The following is a 16,463-nucleotide window of genomic DNA, read 5'->3' on the forward strand; positions in this document are numbered from 1 at the left end:
ATTTCGTAATCCGTATTTAAAATGACCAGTAAAATATATTTCGAAAACCTGAAAATCTATGCTTTTCACGGCGTTTTGCCAGAGGAGAAAATGATCGGGACTTACTTTATTTTAAATGTGGAAATCCACGCGGATTTATGGAAAGCGGTGGGTACAGACGATTTGAACGACACCATCAATTATGCGGAAGTGAACGAAATCATCCACAACGAAATGCAAATCCCATCCGAATTGATGGAGCACGTTTGCGGAAGAATCCTGAAAAATATCAAACTAAAGTTTCCACAAATTACCTTCATTAAAGTAAAAATGAGCAAAACCAGTCCACCAATGCAGGGCGAAATGGATGGAGTGAGTGTGGAGATTGAGCAAGATTTTCTTTGACATAAACCTTTCGGGATTTTGAATCATTAAAGCTTTGTATTAAATTTGTGCATCTCCAAAAAGGAGGTCAATCTCCTTTTTTGCCAACCTTTTTTTATGAAATACATCCTCCTCACGCTTTTATCCGCAGTACTTCTAAGCATTTCCTGGCCTACTTACGGAATCCCGTTCTTCCTATTTTTCGCCCTCGTTCCTTTACTGATGATGGAACATGACCTCACCAAATTTTCAAAAATCAGAAGGAAAGGTTGGGCGGTTTTCGGGCTTTCTTATCTTTGTTTCGTGATCTGGAACATCGTGACTACGGGTTGGCTTTATGGCTCAAAAAATCCGGATGGCACAAATTCCCTGATGGCGGTGGTTTTTCCAGTTTTGGTGAATTCCCTCCTGTATTCGCTGGTTTTCCAACTTTATCACTGGTACAAAAAAGTGCAGGGAACCTATTGGGGGCTCACTTTCTTGGTCGCGATCTGGATGGCTTTCGAAAAATTCCACATGAGTTGGGAACTGACCTGGCCGTGGCTGAATCTGGGAAACGCCTTTTCAGACTATCCGAAACTGATCCAGTGGTATGACACTTTGGGCGCCACCGGAGGAAGTTTCTGGATTTTGTTGATTAATGTTTACATGTTCTATACCTTAAGGATTTGGGAAGCCGGAAGAAAACGCAAATCTTTGATAATCAACAGTTCAGTTCTGGCCATTTTCATTTTCGTGCCGATGTTGATTTCAGTGGCAAAGTACCACAGTTTTGATGAAAAGCCGATCGGCTCTGTCAATACTTTAATACTGCAACCAGACCTTGATCCATATCATGAAAAATACACGAAAGACAGTTTGACGATTTTGAATGACTTGCTGACTTTGGCCGAAAAAAATTCAAAAGGGCAAATCGATTACTATATCGGTCCGGAAACTTCTCTTCCGGGTTTTGGTTCGATTTCGGAAACGGGATTTGAACAAAGTTTACTTTTAAACCAGGTTAAAGGATTTCTCTCCAAACACCCGAAATCTGTTTTTGCCACAGGAATTTCCTCGCACCGGTTTTTTCGGGATGGTGAAATGAAAGGAGATGCGGCATACGAACTTTCAGACGGAACTTTTGTGGAGAGTTACAATTCCGCCATTCAAATTATTCCCGACCAAAAAGTGGAAGTTTACCACAAAGGAAAACTCGTTCCCGGCGTTGAAATTTTTCCCTATATGGATGTGCTGAAACCGATTCTCGGTGATGCGATGCTGAATCTCGGCGGAACAGTGGCTTCTCTAGGGATCGACAAAGAACGAAAAGTTTTCACGAACCCCTTCAACAAAGGAAAACTCGCGCCAATTATTTGCTACGAAAGCATTTATGGCGAATTCACCACCGAGTATGTGAAAAGGGGAGCCAACTTCTTGGCCATTATGACCAACGATTCCTGGTGGGGAGTCACGCAAGGTCACCAACAGCTGATGTCTTATGCAAAACTCCGCGCGATTGAAACCCGCCGTGAAATTGCCCGTTCCGCAAACAGTGGAATTTCCGCGCACATCGATGCGAAAGGCGATGTTTTGGCAGACACGCTTTATGGCGATAAAACCGCTTTGTTTGCAAAAGTGAATCTTTACGACGGAATGACTTTTTACACCAGAACCGGAGATTTACTGTCTCGGATTTCTATTTTCGTTTTGGGATTTTTGATATTTTACACCCTCATTAAGAAGATTCAGAACAGGAAGAGAAAAGCTTAATTTGGCGAAAGCCGCAATTAAAATATTCCATCTGCAAACTCATGGCAGAAACTCACTTTTCTCTGGAATAATGATTCAGCAACATTCGGATTTCATTGAACTCAAATTCCTTTGGGAGCGCATTTTTCCACTCGTTTAAGGATTGGTGGACGTCGTGGTTTTTCTTGAATTCTTTTTCAAAGGTTTTGATTTTTTCTTTATCGAAAATTCGGCTTAGATCCAAAAGTCCCTGCGACGCGAATTTTGAGAGATGACCGAAAATGGTTTCCGTAACAAGACCACGTTCTTTCGCGATTTCGGGAATGGTTTTTCCGTCCTCAAATAGTTGGTAAGTAAGGATATGAGATGGAACTTTAGCAATTTTGGTGGTGACTTTCACTTCGTTTTCCCGATTGAAAAGCGGCGTTTCCAAAAGGTACACTTTCTTCAAATCGTTCAGATAATCTTCCAGATCATCCAGAAAAACCCGAAAATCTTCATTGTACTGTTTCAATCCTTTCGAACCTTTATTTTCGGCATAAAAATCTAGCAACGGCAAGAATACTTTTTCATTCACATTCTTAAAAAAGAAATTTACCGCACCTTTGGTTTTGCTTTCCACCTCGCTCCACTCTTCAGTTCCCAAAACAAATTTCCGAGTTTTCTGCCGGATGATCTTTTCAAATTTGTCTAAAATTCCGGTCAAATTTCCAATCTCCGGTTTGATGGCAGAATACAGAAATTGGACTTTGTCTCGGTCGATTGCTTTTGCGCCTTTTGCGGATTTATTCCAGTTTTCAAGCGAATGGATGAACCATCTGCAATCCAGTCGTTTCAGGACTTTGCCGATGGAATAATCATATTTTTCAGCGTTTAAGATTTCCTCCATCTGCTCATTTGCGTGGGTTTCGTCTTGGAACTTCGAAACTCTTCTGTCCGCAAAAATTACGTCGGGAGTGATTTTGGATTTAAGCACTATTCCTTCCAAAGTCCGGCATCGGGAAAGTGCTACATAGACTTGTCCGGAAGCGAAAGATTTCCCCGCATCGATAATGAGTCGGTCAAAAGTGAGTCCCTGACTTTTATGAATTGTCACTGCCCAAGCCAAACGAATCGGGTATTGTTTAAAACTTCCCAAGACATCTTCGGTAATATTCTTGTCCGAATCCAGGGAATATTTTTTCTGTTCCCAAACTTCTTTTTTCAGGACATAGCTTTCATCGTCACCATCAATGATTACGGTGATTTCTTTTTCATCCAGATCCACGATTTCCGCCAGTTTTCCGTTGAAATATCTCCTTTCACCGCTTGCATCATTTCGGATAAACATAATCTGTGCGCCGACTTTTAGTTCTAAGACTTCATCGTTTGGATATTGATTCTCATTAAAATTCCCGACAATTTCCGCGGCATATGAAAAGGATTTTCCGGGAAGCTCCGCAAGTTTCTTCTGGTTGATTTCGTCTGCCATTCTGTTGTGCGAAGTCAAATAAACGTAAGGCTCGTCGGTAGGTTCAAAATCGGGGATGTACCTTTCATTCAAAGCCTCAAAATCGATGTCGCGGATTTCGCCATCGCGGATTTCATTCAGAATATCCAGAAATTTTTCATCTTTTTGACGGTAAACTGTGGTCAGTTCGATGGTAATTAATGGAATTTCCTTCAACGCCAAACTTTCGAAGAAAAACGGCGAGTTATAATATTGACTTAAAATATGCTCATCCCGCACCACCGGCGGAAGCTGGTACAAATCCCCAATGAAGAGCATTTGAACGCCACCAAACCTTTGCTGGTTTCGCCGAACGTGTCTCAAAGAAAAATCCATCATATCCAAAACATCCGCACGAAGCATGGAAACCTCATCGATGATGATGATTTCAATTTCGCGGAGGAGTTTCAGTTTGTCTTTCCGGTATTTGAAATGGTGCATTAAATCGGCAATGTTCATCGCGAGATTGCCATCAATTCTCTCAGTAGTGGGAACAAAAGTGCGCGGCGGCAAACCAAACATCGAGTGAATTGTAACACCACCCGCATTGATTGCCGCGATTCCGGTAGGCGCCACTACAATGTGCTTCTTCTTGGTTTTCAGCACGAAATCATTCAGAAAAGTAGTTTTTCCCGTTCCGGCTTTTCCGGTAAGGAAGATGCTTCTGTTGGTATGTTCTACTAAATTGAAGAGAGATTCGTTCATTTTTCAAAAATACTGAAAAAAGTCTGAGCATTGACCTCGTGAAAACACCTAAAAATGATTTCCAAAAAAAGCCAATCCACAAAAAAAGGCAGTATTTTTGCAAAGTATTAGAAAAATCTATTCATGAAGTATTTTCTCCTCATCGCAATTTCTGCTTTAACCTTCAATGCCTGCAAATCAAAGAAAAACATAGACCAGGAAACGCTTCCGAAAGACATCGCGCTGAAACCCGACAATAACCTTTTGCAACAAAGTGACCGCGAGAAATTATCGGCAATGATTAAGGAAATCGAATCTGACATTGCAAAAGAAACGTGTACCGATGAGGCTTTATGGCGAATTTCCCCGATTGGTTCGAAACCCTGCGGCGGACCGAGTTCCTACATCGCTTATCCCATAAAGATGGAAAACGATATGCTACCGAAAATCAAAAATTTCACCGATGCCCAATCTGCGTTCAACAAAAAATACGGATTGGTTTCCGATTGCGCGGTAGTTCCGGCACCTTCCGGAATTCGCTGTGAAAATGGAAAGGCGGTTTTGATCAGTGGGAATCCTGGAGACGGCGAGGTTCAATAGCAGGAAGTCGAAAACCTCCATTTTGGGGTAAATCTGAACAAGGCCAAAACTATTTCAAAATTGAATACCGATAAACATCGATGAATCTGCCATTTTTGAAAAACTCCTTTTTCAAATGCGCTTCCAACTTCATCCCACATTTTTGCATAATTCTTCCAGAAGCAGGATTATGTGGAAAATGACTGGCATGAATTTTATGGAGCTGTAATTCTTCAAAGGCAAAGCGGATGATTTCGTTTAAGGCTTCAGAAACATAGCCATTGTTCCAAAATTCTTTGGCAAGCCAATAACCTACTTCGGCTTTGTGGTGGTTTTTTTCCGGGTGAATCCCGATGGCGCCGATTAATCTGGGATTTCCTTTTTCACGGATGGCGAAAGTAAAATTGTTGCGGGATGCAAAACCTTTGTCCACCAATTCATTCAGAAAAAACTCCGCGTGTTCTCTTTTGTAGGGAAAAGGAATGTTTAAGGTATTTTCTGAAAAAGCGGAGTCCGAATTAAGATGATGAACCAAATCATCCAAATCACTTTGAACAGGACGATTGAGTATCAAACGGGCAGTCTGAAGTTCCGGAAATTTTTGCAGATTTTGATTATTCATGAATCATTGGATATTCCAATATATTTTGGGGTTTCGAAATGGTAATCAATTCTCTGTCCTGATCCAAACACTTTTTCAGCAACACAAATCCGATTCCCGCTTTCTTCGGTTTTCAGGCTCAAAAATTATTGGTACCACGAAGAATATTTCACATAATTGTTCGCAATCCGGTTCACCTCGCCTTCCAAAAGTTCTGCGGAAATATCTTTGATTTTTCTCGCAGGAACGCCGCCCCAAACTTCGCCCGATTTGATGTGCGTTCCCTGGGTGACGACCGAACCTGCACCGACAATGGAATTGCTTTCCACCAAACAGTCATCCATCACGATTGCGCCCATTCCGATCAGAACATTGTCGTGGATCGTGCATCCGTGCACAATGGCATTGTGACCGATGGAAACATTATCGCCAATATTGAGCGGGAATTTTTCAAACGTGCAATGGAGCATCACATTGTCTTGAACATTCACTTTGTTTCCCATTTTGATGTAGTGCACATCTCCACGAATCACCGCATTGTACCAAATACTGCAGTTTTCGCCCATCACCACATCACCGATGACGGTGGCGGTTTCTGCCAAAAATGTTCCCTCCCCAATTTGTGGGGTTTTGCCCAATAGTTCTCTTATTATTGCCATAAATTTTAGTTCGAGGTTAATTATTGTTAAAGTTCAAAACGGATTTCTATTTTCAAAATAGGCTATTGACAAAGTCTAAAACCCTACTCGCAAACTCCGTGATTTTATCCGTATTTTTGCAACTCAAATTTACTAAATAAAATGACAAAGATGATTATAGAGCCGACCGAGAATCCGAAAGTGATGAAATTTGTGGCGGATTACAACCTGATTCCCGGTTCTTTGGAGTTGGACAGAAATTCAGATATCTCCGAAATCCCTTTAGCTCAGGAACTTTTGAAGTATCCTTTCGTGGAAAGAATTTTCATAACCGCTAATTTTGTGGCGGTGGCCAAAGAGGATGCGGTGGAATGGGAACACGTTGCAGAAAGCTTGAAAGACTTGATTGCTGATGAACTTTCAAAAAACCCCAGAGTTTATATCCAGAAATTAAAAGAAGAAATCCAGATTTTTTCGGAGATGACTCCAAATCCAAATGTGATGAAATTCGTTTCCAACCAGACTTTGCTGGATGGTTTTCTGGAATTGAAATCGCGTGAGGAAGCGGCAGATGTTCCTTTGGCGAAGGCCATTTTCGACCAGTTTGAATATGTGACCCAGGTTTTTATTTCAGATAATTTTGTGGCAGTGACGAAAGACGATTCTTTTCAGTGGCATGAAATCATGGTGGAAGTTCGCGCATTCATCGCAGCATATTTGCAAAATCACAAAGTGGTTTCCAATATTCCGGCCGCAAAACATGAAAATCCGGTAGAACAACTGATTAACAGAGACTATACCGAAAAAGAGCAGAAAATTTCAGACATCCTGAACGAATATGTAGCTCCCGCTGTGGAAGGTGATGGTGGAAAAATTTCGCTCATCGGTTACGACGAGGAAAATAAAGTTGCCAAAATGCTCCTTCAAGGCGCATGTTCCGGATGTCCAAGTTCTACGGCGACTTTGAAAGGCGGAATTGAAAATATCCTGAAGCAGTTCGTTCCGGAACTGGTGGAAAAAGTGGAAGCAGTAAACGGATAAAAAATAAGAACAGTAAACAGTAGGCAATATTTGCAAACGCCGAAGATTACCGATTATCATTATTTATGAATAAAAAAGGAATTTTGCTGGTGAATCTCGGTTCGCCGAAATCGACAAAAGTTGAAGATGTAAAGGAATATCTCGACGAATTTTTAATGGACGAAAAAGTCATCGATTACCGCTGGTTTTTCCGTTCGCTTTTGGTCCGAGGAATTATTTTGAGGACAAGACCCGCAAAATCTGCTGAAGCCTACAAAACCGTGTGGACCGATGAAGGTTCGCCTTTGATTGTGATCACCGAACACATTCAGAAAAAACTTCAAAAACTGGTAGATATTCCCGTGGAAATCGGGATGCGCTACGCAGAACCAAGCATTAAAACCGGAATCCAAAAACTGGTCGATCAAGGAGTTACAGAAATTGTTCTGTTTCCTCTTTATCCGCAATATGCCATGAGTACGACGGAAACCGTGGTTGACAAAGCAGAGGAAGTTCGAAAAGCATTTTTTCCGAATGTTCGAATCAATTACGTGCAGCCTTTTTATGATCGAGATATCTACATCAACTGTTTGGCGGAAAGCATTAAAGAAAAACTTCCGGAGCATTTCGATGCGTTGCAGTTTTCTTATCACGGTGTTCCAGAAAGGCATATTTATAAGACCGATCCCACAAAAACCTGCAACCTAAACGATTGCTGTCAAAGGGAAAACAATCCAAGTCATCAGTTTTGCTATCGCCATCAGTGTTTTAAGACGACCGAACTGGTTTTGGAAAAATTAGGATTAAGCCGGGAAAAAGCCATCATCTCCTTTCAGTCCAGACTGGGAAAAGACAAATGGATGGAACCTTATACCGATGAAACTTTGATGAGTTTAGGAAAAAAAGGAATCAAGAATTTGGCGATTGTTTGTCCGGCATTTGTTTCCGATTGCCTGGAAACTTTGGAGGAAATTTCTGTGGAAGGGAAAGAGCAGTTTCTACATGGAGGTGGCGAAAGCTTCCATTATATCCCGTGTCTTAATGACGAAGACCGCTGGATTGATGTGGTGAAAACACTTTGCGAAGAAAAATTGGAGGAATTTTATTTGGTTTAAGTTCATCTGGATTGGTGGTCCCGGAAAAACCTAAGCATCATCTCACCGGAGTCCGAAATTCTCCGTAACCAATCAGTCCGTCATAATTTCTTCCAAAAGGTTGATAATACAGAAACGCCTGATAGAGATTTTCCGTCTGCCAAAAATTCCCGTTGATTTCCCCAAAATTTAAAGTTCCATCGGGATTTTTTGTAGCCAGCATATAATTGTAGAATCCTTGTTTCAAATAAATACTGGCGATGTATTTTTTAGCTTTTTCATCGTAAACCATCTGGTTTTCCTTCGAGGGAATAAAGTCATTGAACCCGCCTAAAACAAAGATTTCCTTATCGGTTTTCTCAGAATCCAGCGCGAAATAAACCCAGGAATAATCCGCTTCGCGATCAGCATTCCGCTCGATTCCCAAATCATTTCTCCTGAAATAATAGGCACCGTTCACATCCGGTTGGTACTGATAATTCAGCGGATACGCCCAAACCGGATAGAGATAAGTATAATTCACCCCGTCAATAGTTTCGCCATTCGCCACCATGTCGAATGTGCCCATCATATTTTTGTTGTCAAAATAATAGAACTCATTATTTCCGGGAAAAGTCAAATTCATCTGCTGGAAAAGCAGCTTGCTCCCCAAAACCGTACTCGGCTTCTGATTAAGGACGGAAACATTCCAATTGTTATTTTGAACAACATTTAAGGAAACAGAGTTCAAATTGGAATTTAAAACCGGATTATTTCCAATCGCCTGCACTTCCACTCTTTGTCTGATTTCCGGTTTTCTGGCATCTGCTGTTCTGGTTACATTCAAAGCGACATTTGCGCCGTCTTCTACCACACAAAATCTCTTGGTGAAAAGCGGTTTTCCGGGAGCATCGTAATAGACAATCAGCTCAAAATTTCCGGAAATTTTCGGTTGAATTTTATCATTAGGGAAAACCAATGTGTAGTTGGTATAGGCCTGCAAGGTGTTGAAAGAATATTGAAACTGGTCAATCATCCCATTCAAGCTTCCGTTTGCATATTCGGTGAAGAAAAGTCCGTCGTCATTCCAGTTCCGGTCATAATGTTTGATGGTGTACCGGTAAATGTTGCTGGAATTGGAAAGATCGTCAAACCTCAAAATCAACTGTTCATTAAAACCGATCACCGGCGTTTCATCATTGGTTTGCGGATTAAATAACTGCACGCTTCTGATCTGCTGACCAAAAAGAAAAGTGCTGAAAACGATCAGGAAAAAAGATAGCTGTTTCATCGATACGAAGATAACGAAATTTGCGACAGAAAATTGCGAATGGATTTTTTGTTCTTCACTCATCGAAAATGAGCCAAAGAAAAATTTAATGCCGTAATTTTGCAATCAATCATTAATCATCAGTCATGATTCAAATCCAATCGTTCACATTCAATCCATTTTCAGAAAACACTTATGTAGTCCTCAATGAAGAGAAAGACGCTTTCATCATCGATCCGGGAAATTTTGGGGAAGACGAAACCGGGATCCTGAACAATTTCATTGCTAAAAACCAATTGAAGGTCAAAAATATAGTGCTCACTCATGCACATATCGATCACGTTTTAGGTTTGCAGACCGTTCATGACCATTACCAAGTTCCTGTGTTGATGCATGAAACCGAAAAGGAAATTCTAGACCGAAATCCGATGGATGCGAATCGGTTCGGTTTTTTCTTCAGCCCGTTTTCCGGTGAAATCCAATTCCTGAAAGAAGGTGAAACGATTAATTTAGGTGAAGACCTCTTTGAAATCCTTCATGTTCCAGGACATTCTCCCGGACATATCGCTCTTCATAACCAAGCACAAAAATTCGTCATTTCCGGAGATGTCCTATTTGAAGGAAGCATCGGCAGAACCGATCTATACAAGGGAAATCACGAGCAACTTTTGGAGAGCATCAAAACTAAACTTTTCGTTTTGGATGGTGACACCAAAGTTTTCAGCGGTCATGGAAATCCCACCGCGATTGGTTTTGAAAAAAAACACAATCCCTTTTTTTAAGAGACTTTCTTTAGGCTTCCGGCTTAATTTTTCCACTTGATATTGCAGCCCATACTTGGTCTTTGAATCTCTTCCTGCGGTTCGCCTGCAAGCAGATTTTCAAACGCGATGATCAAGTCTTCGCCAGTAATTTCCTTGCTGTTTCCCGGTCTGGAATCATCCATCTGTCCGCGATAAATCAGGTCCAGTTTGTCATCGAAGAAATAAAAATCCGGGGTACATGCAGCGTCGTAAGCTTTTGCAATCGCCTGACTTTCATCGTATAAATAAGGGAAGTCAAATTTCTTATCCACCTGAAATTCCACCATTTTTTCCGGTGAATCTGCAGGGTATTTTTCCACGTCGTTGGAATTGATGGCGATAAACTCGATTCCCTTTTCCTGATAATCTTCATACAGTTCAGAGAGTTTATCGATGATGTGGAGCACAAACGGACAATGGTTGCACATGAAAACCACCAAAGTTCCCTTTTCCCCTTTCAGGTCGTTCAGGGATTGGATTTCGTTGCCGTGTGAAGGATTCGGAAGTTCAAAAAACGGAGCCTTGGTTCCGAGTTCCAGCATATTTGAAGGAGTATTTGCCATAATAATTTTTTTTAAGGCCTGTCTGCCGACAGGTAGATTTGAGGTTTCGAGTTTCAAGTTTCAAGTTTCAAACTACGTAGCAAAGATAAGGATTCCTGAAGCGAATTTTCAAAATTCACCCAGTTGATATTCTTTTCTTTTCGGTACCAGGTGAGTTGTCTTTTTGCGAAACGGCGGGAATTTTTCTTGATTTCTTCAATTGCGAAATCCAAATCCCACTCTCCATCAAAATACTTGAAAAGTTCTGTGTAGCCAACGGTTTGCAACGGTACCAGATTTTTAAACGGAATCAATTCTTCCGCCTCTTTCACCAAACCATCGGAAATCATTTGGTCCACACGCCTGTTGATTCTTTCGTAAATAATTTCACGCGGCGCTTCAATGCCGATGCGGATGACTTGGAAATCCCGCTTTTTAATCTTTGAACTGATATTTTCCGTGTAGGTTTTTCCGGTTTGCCAGATAATGTCGATGGCTCTCAATAAACGTCGGGGATTGTCCTTGTCCACGGTTTTGTAATATTCCGGATCGAGTTTTTCCAGGATTTCCTGAAGTTCCCCGATTCCGTTTTCGTCCCAAATTTGCTGAAGCTTTTTCTGGTTCTCGTCATCTGCTTCCGGCAAATCATTCAGACCTTCGATCACCGCTTTCTCATACATCATACTTCCGCCGACCAGGACCAGGACCTCTTGTTTTTGAAAAAGTTCTGCCAACTTCTCTGCGGCGTCTTTTTCAAATTGCCCGATGGAATAATAATCCTTCACGGAAAGATTGCCGATGAAATGATGCGGTACTTGATCCAGCTCTTCTTTGGACGGAGTTGCAGTCCCAATTTTCATCTCTTTAAAAAACTGCCGCGAATCGCAGGAAATGATTTCCGTTCCGAAATGTTTCGCAATATTGATGGCGAGTTTGGTTTTGCCGATTCCGGTGGTTCCTATGACAGAAATTAAGGTTTTCATTTGGTGTGCAAATGTCAATAAAAAAATTCTAATACACGAATCCCGGAAATTTGTGGCAAAAAATTTTGTTTCCGCCTACCATTTCTTCGTGTTCAAATGAGTATAAAACTCCATTTCATCAATCATAATTTATTAAATTTGCATATATCTTAATAATTATGAAAATTCTTTTATTGGAAGATGACCTTATTCTCTCTGCTGAATTGGGGAAGTTTTTGGAACAAAATAATTTTGAAGTAAAAAAAGTATATGATGGGGACCGTTTTTTGACTGAAGTCCACCAAAATCAATATGACATTTACCTTCTCGACATCAACGTTCCAAAAACGAACGGTTTGGACGTGTGCGAAAAAATTCGAAACGAAGACAAAAACACGCCGATCATCATGATTTCAGCTTATGGGGATCTCTCCGACAAAAAGGATGCTTTCAACCGATTGGCAGATGATTATTTGGTAAAACCGTTCCAGTTTGAGGAATTGCTGATGCGGATCAATTCACTCACCAGAAGAAACAGTACCGAGAACAAATCCGGTGACGAAATAATCTCCATAGAGAATCTGAGCATCAACAAAACGGAACAGAAAGTCTTTAGAAATGGTCAAGAAATCGCACTCACCGTGAAAGAATTTCAACTCCTTTTGCTCTTGGCAGAACATCCGGGCAGAACATTTTCCAAACAGCAGATTTCGGAGCTGGTTTGGCAGCATAATTTCAATACCAACACCAATACCGTGGAGGTTTACATCAACTTTCTGCGCAAGAAAATCGACAAAGATTTTGACACCAAATTAATCCACACCCGCTCCGGATTTGGTTATTACTTAAAAGCCCAGAAGTGAATATAAAGAATAAGATTGCGCTGAACCTCAGTTTGCTCTTTTCCCTTTTTTTGGGATTTATCCTGATCATCATTTACCTGTTTTTTGCAAAATTCCGCAAAGACGAATTTGTCGCGATCCTGAAAGACAGGATTTCCACGGTGGCCAATTATTTTGATGAAGACGAAGACCGCATCAAGGATTTTTCCAAGATTTACAACACGCCGACCTATTCCATTCAGCAGGAGGAAATTTTGGTTTTTAATGAAAATTTCGATTTGGTGTACAGCAGCATCAAAGACAAAACTGTCGATTGGGACCGGGAGGATTTGGTGACCATGAAGAAAGAACACAAAGTGTACCACAGCGAAAAAAATTCCGAGGTTTATGGCGAAAAAATCAAAAACCACTACTTCCTGATAGAATCTACCGACATCATGGGAAAAGAAAAACTCTCTTATTTGGGAACGTTGGTCCTGGTTTCTTTTTTTGTGGCTTCTGCGCTGATGTGGATCCTGAGCTTTTCATTTGCGAAAAAAATGATGGCTCCCCTGGACGTCTTTCAGCAAAAAATCACGCGGATTTCTGCAAACAACCTCACCGAAAGACTGCCCGAAACCGAAAAGAAAGACGAAATCAACCTGCTCGCAAAAGTTTTCAACACGATGCTCGGAAGAATTGACAAATCCTATTCTTCGCAAAAAGAATTTACCGCAAGCGCATCCCATGAAATCAAAACTCCGCTCACCAGAATTGCGTTCCAGCTGGAGAATCTGGCCAAACTGAAAAACCAGAACCCAGAATCAGAAAATTACATCCGTGGAATTTCCGGAGAAGTGTACCATCTTTCAGACACCGTGAATTCGCTGCTGCTGCTTTCCAAGCTGGAGGAAGAGCACCTGAAAGAGGATTTTTCAGAGGTCCGTTTGGATGAGGTGATTTTTGATGCTTTCGAAAAAGTGAAAAGCAATTTCAGTGATTTTGAGCTGAATTTCAATATCAGTGAAGAAAATGAATCCGGCAATTTGACCGTGAAGGGAATCAAGCCACTCTTGGAAATCGTCTTCATCAACCTGTTCAAAAACGCCTGTCTATATTCCACCAAACCCGAAGTAGAGGTTGAGATCCAAGAAAATAAAACCCAACTGACCGCGAAAGTGAAATCCCGCGGCGAGCTTATTTCCGAGGCTGATTCCGAACGAATTTTCAATGCGTTCAAACGGGGCAATAATTCCCAACAAAAAGCCGGTTCCGGTTTGGGTCTCCGGATTTCCCGGCGTATTTTGGATTTTCATGACGCAGCCATTTCCTACCATCAGGAGCTCCCGGAAACCAATATTTTCGAACTGAACTTTCCAGTAAAATAAGGCGAAACAGCCATTTTTAAGCTTATTTTAAGCTTATTTAAAGATGCTTTTAAGTTAAATACCGAACCTTTGCACCCGATAAATCCAAATAATTTGATCGTGGTAAAAAAGTGTGTAATCTTGCTATTCATGCCTTTTCTTTGCTTTTCGCAGCAGTTTAAAACATTGCGGCAATGCGAGGAAGAATTCCTGAAAAACAACCTTCAACTGATTGCCGAGCAATATCAAATCAGCTTCAATGATGCCGATATGATGCAGGCAAAAATCTGGGATTTGCCGCAAGTGAATTTTGAGGCCAATATGATGGATCCCAACAAGCCCAACTTCTTTAATCTGGGACCCTCCAAAAGCGCCGGTGTTCAGCAACTTTTTCTGCTTGGCGGAAAAAGAAAACTCGAAATTGAGTACGCAAAATCAAATAAGGAACTGGCCCAACTTCAGTTCAACCAGCTTTTGGTGGATTTGAAGTCGCAGCTTCGCCAAACGTTTTATGCCCTTTACTTTGACCAGAAAAAAATTAAAAACATTGATAACCAGCTTAGTTATATGAACGATTTGCTAAAGGCATACCGCGTTCAAACAGAAAAGGGAAATATTTCTTTGAAAGACCAGGTTCGGCTCAATGCGATAGTTTTAAGTTTAAACAACGATAAAATCCAAATCAATAACGAGATTGTTTCATTGAACCAAACGATGATGACCTTGACCGGGAATCCGCAAATCATTGTTCCTGAGCTTTCAGTAGCTGAATCCAATGAGCTGTTAAAATCCGCACCACTTCAAGATCTGGAGGAGCTGCAGCAACAAGCACTCCAAAATAATGCGGATTATCTTTTCAGCTTAAAGGCCATCGAAAATAACAAGGTCAACTATAACCTTCAAAAATCGATGAATATTCCGGATTTGACCGCTGGATTGCAATGGAACCAATCGAGTGGACTTTACCAAAACGAGGTGAACTTCAATGTAGGCATCCCGATTCCCCTCTGGAAAAGGAATGAAGGAAACGTGAAAAAGGCACAAATGCAGATCGAGCAATCCCAAAAAAACACCGATTTTAAGAAATTGAGTTTGATGAATGCCGTGGCTTCTGCTTATCAGACCTGGGACAACCAATATCAAATGTACCAGGAAATGCCGCAAAAAGATGTGCAGGATTTGGAAACCGTATATAGGGGAATGACCGAAAATTTCCGGCGCGGAAACGTGACGCTCCTAGAATTTACGGATTTCATGGACAGTTACAAGCAAGCCACGCTTCAACTGCTCGAAATCCAAAAACAAGTCCTGATTTCTGCTGAAGAACTGAGCCGCCTTACCCAAACCAAAATCTTTAACTAAAGAAAAAATGAAATCTAAAATATTATTTGCATTCGTGGCTTTCACCCTGATTGCATGCGGAAAAACCGAAATAAGAAAAGAAGAAGAGCAAAGTGAAAAAGCATTCGTGATCAGCAATACCATGATGAAAACGATGACACTGGCAGAAGTGCAAAAAGAATACATCAGTGATGAAACACGCTTCTTCGGGAAAATTGGTGCAGACAGAAATCAATACATCGACATTTTTCCTTTAGTGGGAGGAAACGTGATTTCCGTAAACGCTGAATTGGGCGATTATGTAAAAAAGGGACAAGTCTTGGCAACAATTCGATCTACCGAAGTTGCAGGTTTTCAGAGGGATTTGAGCACGGCAAAGACGGAACTCGCAGTTGCTGAAAACAATCTCCGTGTCGCAAAGGAAATGTATGAAGGGAAGCTTAGCACAGAAAAAGATGTGATCGAGGCGAAAAGCCAGGTTTCAAAAGCACAGGACGAGCTGAGAAGATCGCAGCAGGTAAGCCAGATTTATAGCGTGAAAAACGGGAATATCTATGCTGTCACTTCGCCGATCAGCGGATATATCGTGCAGAAAAACATCAACAAAGACATGCAGCTGAGAAGCGACCGAACTGACAATATTTTCGATGTGGCGAATACCTCCAAAGTTTGGGCCATCGTGAATGTGAATGAAAGCGATATCAACAAAATTGCCATCGGAATGAAAGCGGAAGTTTCCACACTGATTAATCCTGAAAAAATCTATTACGGAAAAATCGATAAAATCTTTAAAATCATCGATCCGGAAACCAATTCAATGCAGGCAAGAGTGGTTTTGGATAATGCGGACGGAACATTGATTCCCGAAAGCAAGGCGACCATCAAAGTAGTAAGCACCGAAAATAACACCGCAGTATCCATCCCTACCAAAGCCATGATTTTCGACGATAACAAATATTTCGTAGTCGTTTTCAAATCCCAAAACAACATCAAAGTTCAAGAGGTAAAAGTCCTGAAACAAAACGATAACAAAACCTTTATCTCTGAAGGTTTAAGTGCGGGAGACAAAATTGTCACCACCAACCAATTGCTTTTGTACAGAAGTTTGAGCGAATAATCCTTTTGCCGATGAGGCGCATCGATTCGCTGTCAGATTGATTCACAATGGATGTATTCAAC

General features: G+C 41.1%; 16 protein-coding genes. 10 read left to right on the plus strand and 6 right to left on the minus strand.

Features of this window, described 5'->3' with window-relative positions:
• Positions 1-21: 21 nt before the first annotated feature.
• Complete coding sequence (gene folB / locus ACM44_RS10655; RefSeq protein WP_048500030.1) at positions 22-384, plus strand: dihydroneopterin aldolase; 363 nt, start codon at positions 22-24, stop codon at positions 382-384.
• A gap of 96 nt (positions 385-480) precedes the next feature.
• Positions 481-2,115, plus strand: a complete 1,635-nt coding sequence (gene lnt, locus ACM44_RS10660; protein ID WP_048500031.1) for an apolipoprotein N-acyltransferase — start codon at positions 481-483, stop codon at positions 2,113-2,115.
• Positions 2,116-2,167: 52 nt separating this feature from the next.
• On the opposite strand, the gene ACM44_RS10665 is transcribed toward lnt, so the two are convergent.
• A complete protein-coding gene (locus tag ACM44_RS10665) occupies positions 2,168-4,288 on the minus strand; it encodes a helix-turn-helix domain-containing protein (protein WP_048500032.1) in 2,121 nt (706 codons plus the stop codon).
• A 123-nt stretch (positions 4,289-4,411) separates the two neighbouring features.
• Between ACM44_RS10665 and ACM44_RS10670 the strand changes: the two genes are divergently transcribed.
• Positions 4,412-4,867 carry a hypothetical protein gene (locus tag ACM44_RS10670; RefSeq protein WP_048500033.1) on the plus strand — a complete coding sequence of 152 codons (456 nt, stop codon included), beginning with the start codon at positions 4,412-4,414 and terminating at the stop codon, positions 4,865-4,867.
• A 49-nt stretch (positions 4,868-4,916) separates the two neighbouring features.
• On the opposite strand, the gene ACM44_RS10675 is transcribed toward ACM44_RS10670, so the two are convergent.
• Positions 4,917-5,468 carry a GNAT family N-acetyltransferase gene (locus ACM44_RS10675; protein ID WP_083993714.1) on the minus strand — a complete coding sequence of 184 codons (552 nt, stop codon included), beginning with the start codon at positions 5,466-5,468 and terminating at the stop codon, positions 4,917-4,919.
• Between the two features lie 125 nt (positions 5,469-5,593).
• Complete coding sequence (locus ACM44_RS10680; protein ID WP_048500034.1) at positions 5,594-6,106, minus strand: gamma carbonic anhydrase family protein; 513 nt, start codon at positions 6,104-6,106, stop codon at positions 5,594-5,596.
• 141 nt (positions 6,107-6,247) lie between these two features.
• Between ACM44_RS10680 and ACM44_RS10685 the strand changes: the two genes are divergently transcribed.
• Positions 6,248-7,126: a NifU family protein gene (locus ACM44_RS10685; RefSeq protein WP_048500035.1), complete on the plus strand. Its 879-nt coding sequence runs from the start codon at positions 6,248-6,250 to the stop codon at positions 7,124-7,126.
• A gap of 65 nt (positions 7,127-7,191) precedes the next feature.
• A complete protein-coding gene (gene hemH, locus ACM44_RS10690; protein WP_048500036.1) occupies positions 7,192-8,220 on the plus strand; it encodes a ferrochelatase in 1,029 nt (342 codons plus the stop codon).
• Positions 8,221-8,257: 37 nt separating this feature from the next.
• On the opposite strand, the gene ACM44_RS10695 is transcribed toward hemH, so the two are convergent.
• Positions 8,258-9,469: a type IX secretion system plug protein gene (locus tag ACM44_RS10695; RefSeq protein WP_048500064.1), complete on the minus strand. Its 1,212-nt coding sequence runs from the start codon at positions 9,467-9,469 to the stop codon at positions 8,258-8,260.
• A 125-nt stretch (positions 9,470-9,594) separates the two neighbouring features.
• On the opposite strand from ACM44_RS10695, the gene ACM44_RS10700 reads away from it, so the two are divergent.
• Positions 9,595-10,230 (plus strand): MBL fold metallo-hydrolase, encoded by a 636-nt coding sequence (locus ACM44_RS10700; RefSeq protein ID WP_048500037.1) that lies wholly within the window; start codon positions 9,595-9,597, stop codon positions 10,228-10,230.
• Between the two features lie 23 nt (positions 10,231-10,253).
• Here ACM44_RS10700 and ACM44_RS10705 read toward each other — a convergent pair whose 3' ends face one another.
• Together ACM44_RS10705 and miaA are read right to left on the minus strand one after the other, a co-directional pair.
• Entirely contained in the window at positions 10,254-10,814 is a 561-nt protein-coding gene (locus ACM44_RS10705; RefSeq protein ID WP_048500065.1) for a thioredoxin family protein, read from the minus strand.
• A 53-nt stretch (positions 10,815-10,867) separates the two neighbouring features.
• Complete coding sequence (gene miaA, locus ACM44_RS10710) at positions 10,868-11,776, minus strand: tRNA (adenosine(37)-N6)-dimethylallyltransferase MiaA (RefSeq protein ID WP_048500038.1); 909 nt, start codon at positions 11,774-11,776, stop codon at positions 10,868-10,870.
• Positions 11,777-11,934: 158 nt separating this feature from the next.
• On the opposite strand from miaA, the gene ACM44_RS10715 reads away from it, so the two are divergent.
• From ACM44_RS10715 to ACM44_RS10730, 4 genes are all read left to right on the plus strand, one after another.
• Complete coding sequence (locus ACM44_RS10715; protein ID WP_048500039.1) at positions 11,935-12,618, plus strand: response regulator transcription factor; 684 nt, start codon at positions 11,935-11,937, stop codon at positions 12,616-12,618.
• On the plus strand, positions 12,615-13,964 hold the full coding sequence (locus ACM44_RS10720; protein WP_048500040.1) for a sensor histidine kinase: 1,350 nt from the start codon (positions 12,615-12,617) through the stop codon (positions 13,962-13,964). Before ACM44_RS10715 ends, ACM44_RS10720 begins: the two co-directional genes overlap by 4 nt.
• 129 nt (positions 13,965-14,093) lie before the next feature.
• On the plus strand, positions 14,094-15,305 hold the full coding sequence (locus ACM44_RS10725) for a TolC family protein (RefSeq protein ID WP_048500041.1): 1,212 nt from the start codon (positions 14,094-14,096) through the stop codon (positions 15,303-15,305).
• 7 nt (positions 15,306-15,312) lie between these two features.
• Positions 15,313-16,401 carry an efflux RND transporter periplasmic adaptor subunit gene (locus ACM44_RS10730; protein ID WP_048500042.1) on the plus strand — a complete coding sequence of 363 codons (1,089 nt, stop codon included), beginning with the start codon at positions 15,313-15,315 and terminating at the stop codon, positions 16,399-16,401.
• The last annotated feature ends 62 nt before the right edge of the window (positions 16,402-16,463 follow it).

Origin of the sequence: Chryseobacterium koreense CCUG 49689 (genome assembly GCF_001045435.1) — a bacterium.
Classification (GTDB): Bacteria; Bacteroidota; Bacteroidia; order Flavobacteriales; family Weeksellaceae; genus Kaistella; species Kaistella koreensis.

Excerpts from the sequence above, each read along its gene's own strand:
- folB (WP_048500030.1), top strand. The coding sequence starts at position 22 with ATGACCAGTAAAATATATTTCGAAAACCTGAAAATCTATGCTTTTCAC.
- lnt (WP_048500031.1), top strand. The coding sequence starts at position 481 with ATGAAATACATCCTCCTCACGCTTTTATCCGCAGTACTTCTAAGCATT.
- ACM44_RS10665 (WP_048500032.1), bottom strand. The coding sequence starts at position 4,288 with ATGAACGAATCTCTCTTCAATTTAGTAGAACATACCAACAGAAGCATC.
- ACM44_RS10670 (WP_048500033.1), top strand. The coding sequence starts at position 4,412 with ATGAAGTATTTTCTCCTCATCGCAATTTCTGCTTTAACCTTCAATGCC.
- ACM44_RS10675 (WP_083993714.1), bottom strand. The coding sequence starts at position 5,468 with ATGAATAATCAAAATCTGCAAAAATTTCCGGAACTTCAGACTGCCCGT.
- ACM44_RS10680 (WP_048500034.1), bottom strand. The coding sequence starts at position 6,106 with ATGGCAATAATAAGAGAACTATTGGGCAAAACCCCACAAATTGGGGAG.
- ACM44_RS10685 (WP_048500035.1), top strand. The coding sequence starts at position 6,248 with ATGACAAAGATGATTATAGAGCCGACCGAGAATCCGAAAGTGATGAAA.
- hemH (WP_048500036.1), top strand. The coding sequence starts at position 7,192 with ATGAATAAAAAAGGAATTTTGCTGGTGAATCTCGGTTCGCCGAAATCG.
- ACM44_RS10695 (WP_048500064.1), bottom strand. The coding sequence starts at position 9,469 with ATGAAACAGCTATCTTTTTTCCTGATCGTTTTCAGCACTTTTCTTTTT.
- ACM44_RS10700 (WP_048500037.1), top strand. The coding sequence starts at position 9,595 with ATGATTCAAATCCAATCGTTCACATTCAATCCATTTTCAGAAAACACT.
- ACM44_RS10705 (WP_048500065.1), bottom strand. The coding sequence starts at position 10,814 with ATGGCAAATACTCCTTCAAATATGCTGGAACTCGGAACCAAGGCTCCG.
- miaA (WP_048500038.1), bottom strand. The coding sequence starts at position 11,776 with ATGAAAACCTTAATTTCTGTCATAGGAACCACCGGAATCGGCAAAACC.
- ACM44_RS10715 (WP_048500039.1), top strand. The coding sequence starts at position 11,935 with ATGAAAATTCTTTTATTGGAAGATGACCTTATTCTCTCTGCTGAATTG.
- ACM44_RS10725 (WP_048500041.1), top strand. The coding sequence starts at position 14,094 with ATGCCTTTTCTTTGCTTTTCGCAGCAGTTTAAAACATTGCGGCAATGC.
- ACM44_RS10730 (WP_048500042.1), top strand. The coding sequence starts at position 15,313 with ATGAAATCTAAAATATTATTTGCATTCGTGGCTTTCACCCTGATTGCA.